Origin of the sequence: unidentified bacterial endosymbiont, assembly GCF_918797525.1 — a bacterium.
Taxonomy (GTDB): domain Bacteria; phylum Pseudomonadota; class Gammaproteobacteria; order Enterobacterales; family Enterobacteriaceae; genus Enterobacter.
Genome location: NZ_OU963893.1, coordinates 2,349,227 through 2,367,286 on the forward strand (window position 1 = coordinate 2,349,227; position 18,060 = coordinate 2,367,286).

The following is an 18,060-nucleotide window of genomic DNA, read 5'->3' on the forward strand; positions in this document are numbered from 1 at the left end:
GCGCGAAATAAGTCTGACAATAATGGGTGATTCTTTCCCAGGGATAGCTATATCCATCTGCTGGATATATCCACAGGAATTCGTGCACCTGCAAGGAGTAGAATATGAGTAATGCAAAAGTTGTTGATGTCATCGTTCGCAAAACGGCGGAGAAAACGAAATTAACCGGCGAGGGTAATTTGTCGGTCTCTATTTCATCGCCGAGTGTGATTGAAATCCAGGGTTCTGCTCAGGATGTGGTGCGTTATGTGCGCCAGGGTAAAGATCTTCTCATCTATATGAAAGATGGCAGCGTTATTCGCTGCAATAATTATTTCGTAGAAGATACTGAAACGCATAACCAGTCTGAACTGGTGTTTAACGATAATCAGGAACTGACTCATGTTTCATTCGCCGATGCCGGGGAAGCCTCCGGCGTTGCGGGTAGCGAATTAACCGCGCAGGTCACACCGATCAGCAGTATTGAACCGTTCATGGAGCAGGGCAGCATTTTAGACGATGCGCCATGGGGATGGATTGCGGGGGCGGCATTAGGCGGCGGCGCCATTGGCGCGCTGCTGGCAAACGGCAATGATGGCGAAACCAAAACCCAGGTGATTGATAACACCAAAGAGGTTGAGAGCGCGAAGCCGACCTTTATGGTCACGGACAACGCAGGTGACAAGCAGGGGCTGCTGAGTGCGAAAGAGATCACGGATGACAACACCCCAACATTTAGCGGTACGGGGCAGCCGGGCGCGACCATTCAGGTTAAGGACAGCAGCGGCAGCACCATTGCCAGCACCATGGTCGGCAAGGATGGCGCATGGACGGTGAAATTGCCGACCCAGAAGGACGGGGAGCATACCTGGTCCGTGGTGCAAATCGACGGCAGTAAAACCACTGCCGCAGGCAGCATCACCGTGACCGTTTCCACCGCTGACGCTACCGTTACGCTCGCCACCACCGCAGGCGATAACGTTGTCAACGCCAGCGAACAAGCTGCAGGCTTTACGCTCTCCGGCGCCAGTAAAAATCTGGCGCAGGGCACTGAGCTGACCGTCACGCTGAACGGCAAATCCTATCGCGCAGAAGCGGGGGCAAACGGCGCCTGGAGCGTAAAAGTCCCGGCGTCCGACGCAAAGGCGCTGGCTGACGGTACCTGGACGGTTAACGTGAGCGGTAAAGACGCTGCGGGCAATACCGTGAGCGCCAGCCAGACGCTCGGTGTTGACACCACGGCACCGACAATTTCTGTCGATACCCTTGCCCAGGACAACATCATCAATGCCGCAGAGCACAATCAGAGCTTAACCCTCAGCGGCAAAACTGATGCGCAAGCAGGCCAGATTGTTACCGTGACCCTGAACGGTAAAAATCATACTGCCACGGTCGCAAGCGATGGCAAATGGTCCGTGACCCTGCCTGCCAGTGACGTGCAGGCGCTGGCTAACGGTAATCATACCCTGACGGTGAACGTCAGCGACAAAGCGGGAAATGGTTCTTCAGCCACCGCCGATTTCACCGTTGATACCGCCGCGCCAGTGGTATCGATCAATACCGTGGCGGGGGATAACATCCTCAACACCAGCGAGCAAAACCAGGCGCAGATTATTTCCGGCCAGGCGAAGGGCGCAGCGCCCGGAGATGTGGTAACGGTTAGCGTTGGTGGCCAGACTTACACCAGCGTTGTCCAGGCGGACGGCAACTGGAGCGTTGGCGTGCCTGCGTCTGTGGTCAGCGCGCTGGGCGAGGGTAATCACAGCATTTCTGTTTCCGTTACCGATGCCGCAGGCAATACCGGGAACGCGACGCACGACATTACCGTAAGCGGCCGCCCGCCGGAATTTACGATTGATGCCATTAGCCAGGATAACGTGCTGAATGCCCAAGAGGCGATGCAACCCCTGAGCCTCACCGGGACCAGCAATCTGCCGGACGGCAGCGCAGTCACCGTGACGCTGAATAATGTCAGCTATCACGCCACCGTCGCTAACGGCACCTGGTCTGTCCTGGTGCCGGTTTCGGACGTTCTGAATCTGGCGAATACGCTGTACACCATCAGCGTGAGCGGCACGGACAGCGTGGGCAATAGCGGCTCTGCCAACGCCAGCCTGCTGGTTGATACCGTGCTGCCGCAGGTGATTATCAACACCTTTGCCGGGGACAACCTGGTGAACAATGCAGAAGTGGCCGTTGATCAAACCCTCAGCGGACGGGTGACCGGCGCGGCAGCGGGTGACACCGTATCTGTTCTGGTAGGCGGCAAGAGCTACACGGCAACCGTAGGCAGCGATCTGACCTGGAGCGTAACGATCCCGACTGTGGATCTGCGTGCGTTTGGCGATGGCGATTTAACCTTCACGGCTTCTGTTACCAATGTGCACGGCAATACCGGGACCGGTGAGCGTGACATCAATATTAACGCCGAGCTTCCTGGACTGCGCGTAAACACTGTCTCTGGCGATGACGTCATCAACGCCATCGAACAGCAGCAGGATCTGACCGTAACCGGCTTCAGCACCCATCTGGCCGAAGGCACTCAGGTTACCGTCACTATCAACAATGTCGATTATGCCGCCGTGGTTAACGCCAACGGCACCTGGCAAATCGGTGTGCCTGCGTCCGACCTGAAGGCCTGGACGGCGGGTGAGATCACCGTTCACGTAGGCGCGCAAGATGCGTGGGGCAATGCCGTTGCCGCTGAGCATCCGATTGAGCTGGATGTTAATACGGTAGCCGTCACCATCGATACCGTCAGCAGCGACGACATGCTGAACGCGGCGGAAAAAGGGGCGGATGTCACGCTGTCGGGCCAGACCCAGGGAGTGGAAGCAGGCCAGACCGTGGTGGTGAAATTTGCCGACCAGACCTTTACCGCCCAGGTACAGCAGGACGGCGCCTGGAGCCTGAGCGTTCCGGCCAGCGCCATGGAAACCCTGATTGACGGACGCGCGCAGGTGAGCGTCAGCGTCACTAACGTCAACGGTAACAGCGCCGATGCGTCGCGCGTGGTCATCGTGGATACGCAAGCGCCGACCATCACGCTCGATAACCTGTCCGACGACAACATCATCAATGCGGCCGAAGCCCAGCAGGACCTGCTGATAAGCGGCAGCAGCAATGCCGAAGCGGGACAGACCGTCTCCGTCACCCTGAACGGCAAAACGTACCAGACCACCGTCATGGCGGACGGTCGCTGGCAGTTGAGCGTACCGGCAGCCGACGTTGGCGCACTGGCAGACGGCACCGTGACGGTGACGGCAACCGTGAGCGACGTGGCAGGTAACACCAGCAGCGCGGAGCGCATTGGGCTGGTCGATGCCACGGTTCCGCAGGTGACCATTAACGATTTTGTCACCGACACTAACACCGTAAACCAGATTGCCCATTCTCAGGCGCAGATCCTGAGCGGTTCCGTCACCGGTGCCGCAGCAGGTGATGCGGTGACCATCACCATCAATAACGTTGACTACACCACGGTGGTGGACGCCGCGGGCAACTGGAGCCTCGGCCTTCCTGCGTCCGTGATTCAGGGCCTGGCGGACGGGACCTGGACCGTTGGCGTCTCCGTGACCGATGCCTCTGGCAATACGGGCAGCAATACACTGGACGTGGTTGTTAATACGCAGAATCCACAGATTGCCATCAACACACTGGCGGTGGACGACGTGATCAACGCCACCGAGAAAGGCGAAGATCTGCTGCTCTCCGGCACCAGCAACCAGCCGCAAGGCACCACCGTGACGGTGAGCCTGAACGGCATCAATTACACCGCCATTACCGGCGCAGACGGCAACTGGAGCGTGACGGTTCCCGCTTCGGCGGTCAGTGTCCTGGGCGAGGCCCGCTACAGCGTGGCGGCCAGCGTCACCGACAGTGTGGGCAACAGCAGCAGCACCACCCACGATATTCTGGTCGACAGCTCACTGCCGGTGGTGACCCTCAACGCCATCGCGGGCGACGATGTGGTGAATGCGGCGGAAGCGGCGGCGGGCCAGACCCTGAGCGGTAGCGTAACGAACGCGCAGGCGGGCAACACCGTCACCGTGACCATCGGCGGCAATACCTACACCGCCACGGTGCAGGATGACCTGAGCTGGTCGGTCAACGTCCCGGCGGCGGTATTAACCGCGCTGGGTAACGGCGACCTGACCGTGTCAGCCTCTGTCACCAACGGCGTGGGCAACACCGGTACGGGCGAACGTGAGATAACCATCGACGCTAACCTGCCGGGCCTGCGCGTAGATACCGTGGCGGGCGACGATGTGATCAACAGCATCGAGCACGCACAGAACCTGATCATTACTGGCTCCAGCGAGGGCCTCAGTGCGGGCACGACGCTGACCGTCACCGTCAACGGCAAAGACTATGCGGCAACGGTACTGGCGGGCGGTACCTGGAGTGCGGCGATCCCGGCTGCAGACGTGAGCGCGTGGCCAGAAGGCACCGTGAACATCAGCGTCACGGGCAACAGCACGGCGGGCAACCCGGTCGCCATCAGCCATGACGTGACCGTCGATCTGGCGGACGTGGCAATCAGCATCAACGCCATCTCTGGCGACGACGTGATCAACGCAGCGGAGAAGGGCCAGGATCTGGTGCTCTCTGGCTCGACTTCAAATGTGGAAGCGAACCAGACCGTTACCGTCATCTTCGGCGGCAAAACGTATACCGCCACCGTGGATGAGAGCGGCACCTGGACCACCACCGTGCCGTCTGCAGACCTGGCGAACCTGAAAGACGGTGATGCCAGCGTGCAGGCGAGCGTGACCAACGTGAACGGTAACAGCGCGTCGGCGGGCCGTGAGTACAGCGTGGATGCGAGCGTGCCGAACCTGGTTATCGACATCATCAGCGATGACAACATCCTTAATGCGGCAGAAGCGCAGGCGGATCTGACCATTAACGGAACGAGCAATGCTGAAGCGGGACAGGTGGTGACGGTGACCCTGAACGGGGTGAATTACACCACCACCGTGGGCGCAGACGGCAACTGGACGCTGGACGTTCCGGCCGCCGATCTCGCCGCTCTGACCGACGGCACGGTTAGCGTAACGGCTTCCGTCAGCGATAAAGCAGGTAACCCGGCCTCCACGGCTCGCGACGTGCTGGTCGACATCACCGTACCGCAAATCTCCATCGATACCGTCTCCGGTGATGACGTGATCAACAGCACCGAGCACGGCCAGGCACTGATTGTCAGCGGCTCTGTCACCGGTGCCGCGGCGGGGGATGCCATCACCGTCACCCTCAACGGCAAAGAGTACACCGCCACGCTGGACGCCTCCGGCAACTGGCGCGTGGGCGTGCCGGCAGCGGACGTAAGCGGCCTGATCGCGGGTGAACACACTCTTACTGCCGCACTGACCGATAAAGCAGGTAACAGCAACAGCGCCACCCACAACGTGGAAGTGAACCTCACGGCACCGGTGCTGACCATCAACACCGTTTCCGGCGACGATGTTATTAACAACATTGAGAAAACGCAGGATCTGACCATCAGCGGAACAGCGACCGGCCTTGCGGCTGGCGCGGTTGTCACCGTGATGCTGAACGGCAAAGCCTACAGCGCAACGGTGGGTGACAATGGGCAGTGGACGACGACGGTACCTGCTGAGCAGGTTGGATCGCTTGGCGAAGCCCTGTATGACATTACGGCGTCAGCAACCGACAGCGTCGGCAACAGCACCAGCGCCACGCACAGGGTAAACGTAGAGTCCGTTCTGCCTGGCGTGACCCTCAACGCCATCGCGGGCGACGATGTGGTGAATGCGGCGGAAGCGGCGGCGGGCCAGACCCTGAGCGGTAGCGTAACGAACGCGCAGGCGGGCAACACCGTCACCGTGACCATCGGCGGCAATACCTACACCGCCACGGTGCAGGATGACCTGAGCTGGTCGGTCAACGTCCCGGCGGCGGTATTAACCGCGCTGGGTAACGGCGACCTGACCGTGTCAGCCTCTGTCACCAACGGCGTGGGCAACACCGGTACGGGCGAACGTGAGATAACCATCGACGCTAACCTGCCGGGCCTGCGCGTAGATACCGTGGCGGGCGACGATGTGATCAACAGCATCGAGCACGCACAGAACCTGATCATTACCGGCTCCAGCGAGGGCCTCAGTGCGGGCACGACGCTGACCGTGACCGTCAACGGCAAAGACTATGCGGCAACGGTACTGGCGGGCGGTACCTGGAGTGCGGCGATCCCGGCTGCAGACGTGAGCGCGTGGCCAGAAGGCACCGTGAACATCAGCGTCACGGGCAACAGCACGGCGGGCAACCCGGTCGCCATCAGCCATGACGTGACCGTCGATCTGGCGGACGTGGCAATCAGCATCAACGCCATCTCTGGCGACGACGTGATCAACGCAGCGGAGAAGGGCCAGGATCTGGTGCTCTCTGGCTCGACTTCAAATGTGGAAGCGAACCAGACCGTTACCGTCATCTTCGGCGGCAAAACGTATACCGCCACCGTGGATGAGAGCGGCACCTGGACCACCACCGTGCCGTCTGCAGACCTGGCGAACCTGAAAGACGGTGATGCCAGCGTGCAGGCGAGCGTGACCAACGTGAACGGTAACAGCGCGTCGGCGGGCCGTGAGTACAACGTGGATGCGACCGCGCCGTCCGTCACCATTAACACCCTTGCGGCAGACGACATCCTCAACGCCACCGGGGCGCAGTCTGACCTGACCGTCACCGGCACCAGCACCGCAGAGGCGGGGCAGACGGTTACCGTAACGCTGAACGGCAAAGACTACACTGCGACGGTAAGCGCAGACGGTGCCTGGACGCTGAACGTCCCGGCGGCAGACCTGGCGGCCCTGACCGACGGCACGGTTACCGTGACCGCCTCCGTCAGCGACAAAGCGGGCAACCCGGCCTTGGTTGACCACAATCTGGTGGTCGATACTACCGTTCCGTCGGTGACCATCAACACCGTGGCGGGCGATGACGTGATTAACCTGACGGAACACGGCCAGGCGCAGATCGTCAGCGGTTCGGCGACCGGCGCGGCAGCGGGGGATAAGGTCACCGTCACCGTGGGCGGCCAGTCGTTTACCACCGTGCTGGACGCCTCCGGCAACTGGAGCGTGGGCGTACCGGCCAGCGTGATCTCTGCGCTGCAGGACGGAACCGAAACCGTCAGCGTCAGCATCACCGACGCGGCGGGCAACACCGGCACCGGCACGCACGACGTGACCGTGGATACCGGTCTGCCATCCGTGGGCTTCGATGCCATCAGCAGCGATAACGTGCTGAACGCGGTGGAGAAAGGCCAGGATCTGAGCGTGAGCGGGACCAGCGCCAACCTGTCTGAAGGCACGCTGGTGACCGTGACCCTGAACGGTAAAAACTACACCGCCACCACCTCGGCGGGCGGCAACTGGAGCCTGACGGTGCCGGCAGCGGATCTGGCGGGCCTCGGTGAAGCCAGCTACACCCTGAGCGCGACGGCCACCAACAACGTGGGCAACAGCATCAGCAACACCGCGACCCTGCTGGTCGATACGGCGCTGCCGGTGGTGACCCTCAACGCCATCGCGGGCGACGATGTGGTGAATGCGGCGGAAGCGGCGGCGGGCCAGACCCTGAGCGGTAGCGTAACGAACGCGCAGGCGGGCAACACCGTCACCGTGACCATCGGCGGCAATACCTACACCGCCACGGTGCAGGATGACCTGAGCTGGTCGGTCAACGTCCCGGCGGCGGTATTAACCGCGCTGGGTAATGGCGACCTGACCGTGTCAGCCTCTGTCACCAACGGCGTGGGCAACACCGGTACGGGCGAACGTGAGATAACCATCGACGCTAACCTGCCGGGCCTGCGCGTAGATACCGTGGCGGGCGACGATGTGATCAACAGCATCGAGCACGCACAGAACCTGATCATTACCGGCTCCAGCGAGGGCCTCAGTGCGGGCACGACGCTGACCGTGACCGTCAACGGCAAAGACTATGCGGCAACGGTACTGGCGGGCGGTACCTGGAGTGCGGCGATCCCGGCTGCAGACGTGAGCGCGTGGCCAGAAGGCACCGTGAACATCAGCGTCACGGGCAACAGCACGGCGGGCAACCCGGTTGCCATCAGCCATGACGTGACCGTCGATCTGGCGGACGTGGCAATCAGCATCAACGCCATCTCTGGCGACGACGTGATCAACGCAGCGGAGAAGGGCCAGGATCTGGTGCTCTCTGGCTCGACTTCAAATGTGGAAGCGAACCAGACCGTTACCGTCATCTTCGGCGGCAAAACGTATACCGCCACCGTGGATGAGAGCGGCACCTGGACCACCACCGTGCCGTCTGCAGACCTGGCGAACCTGAAAGACGGTGATGCCAGCGTGCAGGCGAGCGTGACCAACGTGAACGGTAACAGCGCGTCGGCGGGCCGTGAGTACAGCGTGAATACCACCGCGCCGTCCGTCACCATTGATACGGTGGCAGGCGACAATGTGATCAACAGCAGTGAAGCGGCGGCAGGCGTAACGGTTTCCGGCACCACGACGGCAGAAGTCGGCCAGATGGTAACGGTTACCCTCGGTGGCCAGAGCTACAGTGCCCAGGTTCAGTTGGGCGGCGTCTGGAGCGTTAATGTGCCAGCCGCCGATCTCACTGCGCTGGCCGATAACGGTTACAGCGTGCAGGTCAGCGTCAGCGATGCGGCCGGGAACCCGGGTAGCGGCAGTAAAGCGATTGCCCTGGACACCACGCCGCCGGTGATTACGTTTAACACCGTCGCGGGCGATAACGTCATCAACAGCGTGGAACACGCGCAGGCGCAGATCGTCAGCGGCTCCGCGACCGGCGCGGCCGTTGGCGACAAGCTGGTGATGACCATTGGATCCCAGCAGTACACCACCACCGTTGACGCCTCCGGCAACTGGAGCGTGGGCGTACCGGCCAGCGTGATCTCTGCGCTGCAGGACGGTACGGTCACCGTCAGCGCCACCCTCACCGACAGCGCGGGTAACAGCAGTACCGCGACGCACGACGTGCTGGTCAATACCGCCTCTGTAGCGCTGTCCGTAAATACCCTGAGGGGTGATGATGTGATTAACGCTGCAGAAGCGGGCAACGCGCTGGTGATTAGCGGGTCGAGCGCGCAGTTTGCCAGCGGCACGCAGGTCACCGTCACCCTGAATGGCAAAAGCTATACGGCAACCGTTCAGAGCGACGGCTCCTGGACCACCACCGTTCCGGCGGCTGACGTGGGCGCACTGGCCGATGGCGCGAGCTATCAGGTCGCCGTTTCTGCGCAGGACAGCGCAGGTAACAGCGCTTCGGCCACACGTGACATCAGCGTGGATACCACCGCGCCTACGATCGGCGTCAATACGCTCTCCGGCGACGATGTACTCAATGCGGCAGAAGCCCAGCAGCCGCTGACCGTACACGGCTCGTCCAGCGCGGAAGCAGGCCAGACCGTCACCGTAACCCTGGGCGGTAAAAACTACACCACGACGGTGTCGAATGACGGCACCTGGACGCTGGACGTGCCGCCTGCGGACCTCGCCTCGCTGAGCGAAGGCGCGCTGACAGTGACAGCCTCCGTTACTGATAAAGCGGGTAACCCGGGCAGTACCACTCACACCTTAACGGTGGACACCCTGGCGCCAACCGTCACCATTAGCACCGTGGCCGATGACGATATCGTCAATAACGTGGAGCAACTGGCGGGCCAGACCATCAGGGGCACGACCACGGCAGAACAGGGGCAGACGGTCACCGTTTCCTTCAACGGCCATCGCTATGAGGCGAGCGTTGCGGAGGACGGTTCCTGGTCCGTGTTTGTACCAGGTCGCGATTTCCTCGGTCTGACCGACGGCGATTACACCATTACCGCAACGGTTAACGATAAGGCGGGTAACCCGGGTAGTGCCACGCATGAGGTGACCCTGAACGGTGATGTTCCGACGATCGCCATCAATACCTTTGCTGAAGATGACATTGTGAACGGGGCCGAGCACGGCACGCCGCTGGTTGTCAGTGGCACCACCGACGCGCCTGCGGGCCAGACCGTAACCCTTACGCTGAACGGGAAAACCTACACCACTACGGTACAGAACGACGGTACCTGGAGCACGACGCTCGGCAGCGCGGACGTGATGGCCCTGGCAGATGGCGGCGCATATGTGATTAATGCGCAGGTGAGTAACACCATCGGCAACGGCATCAGCGCCGATCGCACAATCAACGTGGATCTGACGCCGCCGGCCATGGGGATCAGCATTGACTCTCTGCAAAACGACACCGGCCTGAGCGCGAGTGATTTCATTACTCAGGACGGTCAGGTGGTGTTGAATGGTTCCCTGACCGCGCAGCTCGGCAATAACGAGAAAGCGCAGATCAGCCTTGACGGCGGGTCGACCTGGAATGACCTGACCGTCACCGGCGCCAGCTGGCGTTATACCGACGGTCGCACGTTGACCGACGGGACCTATCAGTACCAGGTCCGCGTTATCGACAATGCCGGGAACGTGGGGGCAACGGCCAGCCAGGACGTGGTGATTGATCTCACCGCTCCAGCATCCACCACCATTACCGTGGATTCCGTGACCCAGGATACCGGTCTGTCAGACGGTGATTTTATCACCAGCGACAACCAGATCAGCCTGAAAGGAACGCTTGGCGCGGCGTTGGATAACGGCGACCATGCACAGATAAGCCTCGATGGCGGTGTAACCTGGACCAACGTGAGCGTCAGTGGCCTGAGCTGGACCTATGTCGATGGCCGTCCCCTGGCCGATGGGGATTACAACTATCAGCTGCGGGTGATTGACGATGCGGGCAATATCAGCGCCACCGCAAGCCAGGTGGTGACCATTGATACCGTTGCGCCGGACGCCAGCAAAACTATCTCAATTGACAGCATCAGCGACGATACCGGCCTGAGCAGCAGCGACTTTATCACCAACGATACGTCGCTGACGGTCCACGGCTCGCTGGGCGCGACGCTGGCAGACGATGAGTATGCGCAAATCAGCGTCGATGGCGGCGTGACCTGGCAAAACGTTAACGTCACTGGCAACAGCTGGTTCTACGTTGATGGGCGTACGCTGGATAACGGTAGCTATACCTATTACGTACGTGTGGTGGATGCCGCAGGCAATGTGGGGTCAAACACGCAGCAACGGGTGACCGTTGATACCGTTGCGCCAGATGCGGCTATTACGGTGACGGTGGATAACATCGCCGTGGATACCGGCTTCGACAATAACGACTTCCTGACCAGCTCAACGTCCTACACGCTGAACGGTACGCTGGGTGCTGAACTCGGCTCTGGTGAATATGTCCAGGTCAGCATGGACGGTGGCACGACCTGGGTTTACGCCACCGTGAACGGTACTCAGTGGAGCTATAACGATACCCGTACACTGACCGATGGTAGCTACAACTATCAGGTGCGGGTGATCGATCAGGCGGGTAACGTTGGGGCAACGACGTCACAAGCGGTGACGGTAGATACTCAGGCACCGCAGTATGGCATCACCATTGACAGCATCAGCGAAGATACCGGGCAATCCAGCAGTGATTTCATCACTATGGATACCACGCTAACGGTGAATGGCTCGCTCGGAAGCGCGCTGGCCAGTGACGAACGTGTGCAGATCAGTCTGGACGGCGGCAATAGCTGGGTTGATGCCAGCGTAAACAACCTGCGCTGGAGCTACGTCGACACCCGTGAGCTGGCTGACGGTGATTATACCTACCAGGTGCGGATCATCGATCAGGCCGGTAACGTCGGTTCTACATCCTCGCAGGTGGTGACGGTAGATACCACGGCGCCTTCTACGGTGGGTACCGTTGTCAGTTACACCGACGGCGAGGGTGAGCGTCAGGGGATCTTTGGTTCCACGGTTGCCACGGATGATGACTCTCCTCTTATCAACGGTACGCTTAACCGCGCCCCGGACGAGGGTGAGATTGTGCAGCTCTATCGCGACGGGCTTCTGCTGGGGCAAGTGACGATGAACGGCAGCGCCAGTTGGTCATTCCAGGATAACGGCCTGCTTGACGGGAATCACACCTACATTCTGCGCGTGACAGATAAGGCCGGGAACTACACCGAGTCCGATGGTTTCGTATTAAATGTGGATACCAGCATTCCAACCACCACGGCGGCGATTACCGCCCAGACCACCTCGGATACCACGCCGATTATCAACGGTACGGTGTCAGCGGACCTGGTAAACGGGGAATACCTGGTGGTGATTGTGAATGGCAAAACCTACACCTCGCAGACAGGTGGCGCGGTGGTGGTCGATCCTAACCACAACACCTGGTATTTACAGATCCCAGACAGTGATGCGCTTGGCGTGGCGAGTTACGATGTGACGGCGCAGGTGAAAAGCAGCGCGGGCAACGGCAATACCACCGGCACGGCGACCGGCAGCCTGACGATCGACACCACCTCGGTGAATACCGACTGGGCGACCACGGCGGGGAACAACAACAACTCGACCATGACGGTGGGGACAAACAGCAGCGGCCTGTGGAATATCATAGCCAACGGACAATCTTACTCGAGTAGCGATGATTCGACCTATAACGCGAATGCGCTGACCAATACGCGAGGTTACTTCGTGGTGAGCCAAACCGCGATCGATTTCGATCGTAACGGCACTCAGGACGTATTCGCTACGGAAACGGGATATGCTGGTAATACCCAGGTGATGTGGACCTACGATGGTAGCTCCTACGTTGGTCGTCAGCAGCTCTTTGGTGCGCCGATCTGGTACGGTGGCGTGGTTGCGTACGACAAAACGGGTGATGGTTACCTTGATCTGGCTTATGGCGATGCAGGGTGGGACAGTCCGGCTTATTTAGTGAATAACAATGGCACCATGACGGCGGATGGCGTATCAGGGATGGGGGGCTTTAATGGACAGTTTGTGACCGGACGCGAAGTGTCTAGTGTCGACATCAATAACGATGGCACCGTGGATCTTATTCAGCATACCAACCGCAGCGGCAACGCGTACTCGCTTACCGTCCTGAACAACAACGGCGACGGTACGCTTTCCATCGGTCAGAATCTGACCAATGTGTTCGTAGTTAATGCCGCGAATACTACCACTGCGGCCTCCATGACGTGGGCGGACTTCAACGGTGACGGCTACATGGATCTGTATCTGGGTAGCAGCTACGGTAATACCGGCGGGGTGATTTACTACAACAACGGTGCAGGCCAGTTGACCGCGACCAAAAGCGCGGTTGAGGCCTCTAACGCCACGGCGGGCTATCTGTCGGTGGCGGTAGACTGGAATGGTGACGGGCAGATGGACATCGTTAAGCTCAGCACTTATGGCGGCTCGCAAACGGCGACCTTGTTTACCAATAATGGCTACGGTTCAACCTGGACCTCGAGCCTGCTGGCATCAGGTCTTGCGAACGTTACGGGTGTTGCCGCAGTTGACTACAACTGGGACGGTACGCAGGATCTGCTGGTTTCTCAGCAAAATGGCAAAGTTGTGCTGATGGAAAACAGCAACGCTATTGCTGACGGCACCGCAATGCATCTGCACATTGTCGATAGTGAAGGCATCAATGCCTACTACGGCAACACGGTCAATCTGTATAACGCCGCGGGCGTGCTAGTGGCCTCGCAGATCATCAACGCCCAGTCCGGTATTGGTTACAACGATTCCTCTGCGTTGGTGAGTTTCTATGGCCTGGATCCAAAAGAGACTTACTCAGCCGAAATCGTGAAAATCACCAATGGCGTGTCGGATAACGTCACCTGGACCGGCCTGGACGCGGCTAACGGCAAAGAGGGCTATGTCCTTACCGCCGAAGCGGCAACCGGCGGCCATAGCGGTACCCTTACCGGTACCGGGTATAACGACACCTTTATCGCGGAGGATGGGACCTATACCTATAACGGCTCCGGCGGCTGGAATACCCATTCCGACTACGACACCTGGAGTAATACCGGTGGCATGGACGTGGTGGACTACCGAAATGCGACCTCTGGCGTCACGGTTGATTTGCGACTGTCGACGGCTCAGGACACCGGTTTTGGCACCTCACGCCTGCTTAACATTGAGGGCATCAACGGCTCGGACTTCGATGACGTGATCACCGGCAACAGCGGTGATAACCAGTTCGAAGGCCGCGGCGGTAACGACACCTTCAACATTGGCAGCGGTGGTCAGGATACGTTGCTCTATAAGCTCATCAACGCTTCGGATGCCACCGGCGGAAACGGCAGCGACCAGGTGAACGGCTTTACCATCGGGACCTGGGAAGGCACGGCGGACACTGACCGTATCGACCTGCGCGACCTGCTTTCCGGCAGCGGTTATACCGGCACCGGCTCGGCGAGCTATGTGAACGGTGTCGCCACCCTGGACAGCGGCGCGGGCAACATCAGCGATTACATTCGCGTGGTGCAGAACGGCAGCAATACCGAAATCCAGGTTGACCTGGACGGCTCGGGCGGCCAGTTCTCGCCAACCACGCTGGTGACGCTGAACGGCGTGCAGACGGATCTGGCTACGCTGCTGGCTAACCATCAACTGTTAATTGCCTAAAAGCGTACCGCGGGGAGCAATCCCCGCGGTCGTTTTCGTTTCTTTACATGAAGAGTCATAACCCTATATTTCACAAGATTATTTTGCGGGTTCGTTTAGGTAATGTTCGGTTTTTAATCATCCCGTAAAGGTATCATTTCAGTGCGAAATTACCGCACTGGACAGGACGTAGCACTATGAAGACACATCCACAGTACGAACCCTGGCTACAGGGCATGCTTGTTATCGCAAAGCACTACCGGCTGGATTTCTCTGCCGAGCATGTTCGCGTCACGATTAACCATGAAAGCCAGTCTGCGCGTCAGCTGGTGCTGGAGGAGATGGCGCGTCAGCTTGGGCTGGGTCTACGGGCGGTGTCGGCTGAATCGGTATCGCTCGATCCGTGGCGTCTTCCCCTGCTCGCCGAGTTTAGCGAAGGGCAAATTGCGGTCATTAACCGCATGGACAACGAAGGAAATGTCAGCCTACAGTTCAGCGGTGACGGTGGTCTGGAAACGACACTAACCCGTGAGGCGCTGGGAACGCGTTTAAAAACCGTCTTCGTTCTTCGTCCGCTGGAATCCACGCCGGATGCGCGTGTCGACGACTACATTAAGCCTTACGAGAAAAACTGGTTCTGGCAGTTGGCCCTGAAAGACTGGCGGCGGTACAGCGATATTATGCTGGTCGCAATGGCGGCGAACGTACTGGCGCTATCCGGAATGGTGTTTTCGATGCAGGTGTATGACCGGGTGGTGCCATCACAGTCCGAAGCCACGCTGTGGGTGCTGTTTGGCGGCGTGATGATCGCCATCGTTTTCGAATTCATTATGCGCATGCTGCGCGTACATATTTCAGATGTGGTCGGTAAACGCGCCGACCTGCGCATTTCAGAGCGGGTGTTTGCGCACGCGCTACGCATCAAAAACGGGGCCCGGTCGAAATCGACGGGGTCGTTCATCGCGCAGATCCGCGAGCTGGAGTCGGTGCGTGAGCTGATCACCTCCACCACCATTGCGGCGATCTCCGATCTGCCCTTCTTCCTGCTGTTTGTATTCATCCTGTGGATGATTGGCGGCCCGCTGGTGCTGGTGGTACTGCTCGCCGTGCCGCTGCTGCTGATACCAGGCCTTCTGGTGCAGCGCCCGCTGGGGAAACTCTCCAGCGAAGGGATGCGCGAATCCGCCATTCGTAACGCCACGCTGGTGGAAGCGGTGCAGGGCATCGAAGACATTAAGCTGATGCGTGCCGAACAGCGTTTCCAGAATCAGTGGAATAACACCAATGACGTCGCGGCCAACGTCGGCATGAAGCAGCGCTGGCTAACCGGATTGCTGTTGACCTGGACTCAGGAGGTGCAGTCGATTGTTTACGCGGTGGTCCTGCTGGTGGGCTGTTACCTGGTGATCGGCGGCGACATGACCACCGGTGCGCTGGTGGGCACCTCCATCCTGGCCTCCCGTACCATTGCGCCTCTGTCGCAGATTTCAGGCGTGCTGTCCCGCTGGCAGTCGGCAAAGGTGGCGCGTAAGGGGCTTGATGATTTGATGCAGCGGCCGATTGACGATCCGCAGCAGGGCAAGAAGGTCCATAAAGCTCATCTGCGCGGGGACTATCTGCTCGAGGACGTGGGGTTCTGGTACGACGAAGAAGAAAAACTCACCGTGTTGAATATCAGCAAGCTTCAGATCCGCGCCGGAGAGCGCATTGCGGTGTTGGGCCGCAATGGTTCAGGTAAGAGCACGTTGCTACAGCTGCTGGCGGGAATGCAGGAGCCGCAGCAGGGCAGCATCCTGCTGGATGACATTGCGCTGAACCATCTCGATACCGCCGACGTGCGCCGCGACATGCAGCTACTCGGCCAGCAGGCGCGGCTGTTCTTCGGCTCCGTTCGCGACAATATCCTGATGGGCAACCCGCTCGCGACCGACGAAGAGATCCACCAGGCGCTGGTTAACAGCGGCGCGCTGGAGTTTGTGCGCAAGCAGAAAATGGGGCTGAACTACATCATCAATGAGGGGGGCGCGGGGCTGTCCGGCGGGCAGCGTCAGGCATTATTGCTGGCACGCGCGCTAATCACTTCACCGAATATTTTGCTGCTCGACGAGCCAACCGCCTGGCTGGACGAGATGAGCGAAAAGCAGTTCATTCAGCATCTTAAACAGTGGCTGGGCACCCGGCGCACGCTGGTGGTTGCTACGCATCGTCTGCCCATCCTTGAGCTGGTAGACCGAATTATCGTGCTGGAAAACGGCAAGGTGGTGATGGATGGGCCTCGTGACGCCATCCTGAACAAGCACGGCATGGCGCCGCAGAAAGCCGCAAAGCGTACTGTTACCATGAAAGCAGCTGCAGCGGCAGAGGAGGGTATGGCATGAATGATTTTTCTCGTTTTAACAGCCGCCTGAAGGAGCCGCGACTGCCGCGTTCCACGCGTGTAGCCTGGGCGCTGTTTGCCGTGCTGGCATCCTTTATTCTCTGGGCGAGCCTGTTCCATTTAGATGAAGTTACCACTGGCAGTGGCAAGGTGATCCCGTCTTCTCATGAGCAGGTGATCCAGTCTCTGGAGGGGGGCATTATCCACAGCCTGCTGGTGCACGAAGGCGATATCGTCGAGCGCGGACAGCAGCTTGCTCAGCTTGACAGGACCAAAACCGAGTCCAGCGTGCTGGAGAGTGAGTCCCGGTTGAACGCGGCGCTGGCGACTGCCGCGCGTCTGAATGCCGAGGTAAACAACACGGAGCTGGTTTTTCCGGAAGAACTCGACGATGACGTCGAGCTGGTCAAACAGGAAACGGCGCTTTTTCAGTCTCGTCGGGACAGCCTCGACAAAGGGCTGGCCGGTTTACGCCAGGGCGCCGAACTTGTTCAGCGCGAACTGGCATTAACGCGCCCGCTGGTCACCCAGGGGGCGGCCAGCAAGGTCGAGGTTTTACGTCTTGAACGACAAAAAAATGAGCTCGAAAGTAAAATCACCGAAATGCAAAATCAGTACTATGTCCGCGCCCGTGAGGAGCTGGCCAAAGCCAACGCGGAAATTGAGGCACAACGTTCAGTGATGAAAGGCCGTGAAGATTCCCTGACCCGCCTGACGTTCAACGCGCCGGTACGCGGAATCGTTAAAGATATTGACGTGACCACCGTGGGGGGGGTTATTCCTCCGAATGGCAAACTGATGAGCCTGGTCCCGCTTGACGATCAAATGCTGATTGAAGCAAAAATCTCCCCGCGCGACGTGGCCTTTATCCATCCCGGGCAAAAAGCGCTGGTGAAAATCACCGCCTATGACTACTCCATTTACGGTGGTCTGGAAGGGGAAGTCACCATGATTTCACCCGATACGCTTCAGGATGAAGTCAAAAGAGATGTCTATTATTACCGTGTCTATATCCGTACCGCCAGTAATCATCTTATGAATAAACAAGGTAAAGCGTTTCCGGTGTTTCCGGGCATGATTGCCACTGTGGATATCAAAACGGGAAGCAAAACGATCCTTGATTATCTGCTGAAACCGCTGAACAAAGCGAAAGAGGCATTGCGGGAAAGATAAAAAAAATGG

General features: G+C 59.3%; 3 protein-coding genes. All 3 read left to right on the forward strand.

The window, feature by feature from the left end; translation table 11 throughout:
* Positions 1-104: 104 nt before the first annotated feature.
* Positions 105-14,522, forward strand: a complete 14,418-nt coding sequence (locus NL510_RS11215) for an Ig-like domain-containing protein (RefSeq protein ID WP_253384661.1) — start codon at positions 105-107, stop codon at positions 14,520-14,522.
* A gap of 176 nt (positions 14,523-14,698) precedes the next feature.
* Positions 14,699-16,879, forward strand: coding sequence for a type I secretion system permease/ATPase (locus NL510_RS11220; protein ID WP_253384663.1), 2,181 nt, complete (start codon positions 14,699-14,701; stop codon positions 16,877-16,879).
* Positions 16,876-18,051, forward strand: coding sequence for an HlyD family type I secretion periplasmic adaptor subunit (locus NL510_RS11225; protein WP_253384665.1), 1,176 nt, complete (start codon positions 16,876-16,878; stop codon positions 18,049-18,051). The genes NL510_RS11220 and NL510_RS11225 overlap by 4 nt, the downstream gene beginning before the upstream one ends.
* The last annotated feature ends 9 nt before the right edge of the window (positions 18,052-18,060 follow it).

What these genes read in the sequence shown, in the direction of transcription:
- NL510_RS11215 (WP_253384661.1), top strand. Translation starts at nt 105, where the DNA reads ATGAGTAATGCAAAAGTTGTTGATGTCATCGTTCGCAAAACGGCGGAG.
- NL510_RS11220 (WP_253384663.1), top strand. Translation starts at nt 14,699, where the DNA reads ATGAAGACACATCCACAGTACGAACCCTGGCTACAGGGCATGCTTGTT.
- NL510_RS11225 (WP_253384665.1), top strand. Translation starts at nt 16,876, where the DNA reads ATGAATGATTTTTCTCGTTTTAACAGCCGCCTGAAGGAGCCGCGACTG.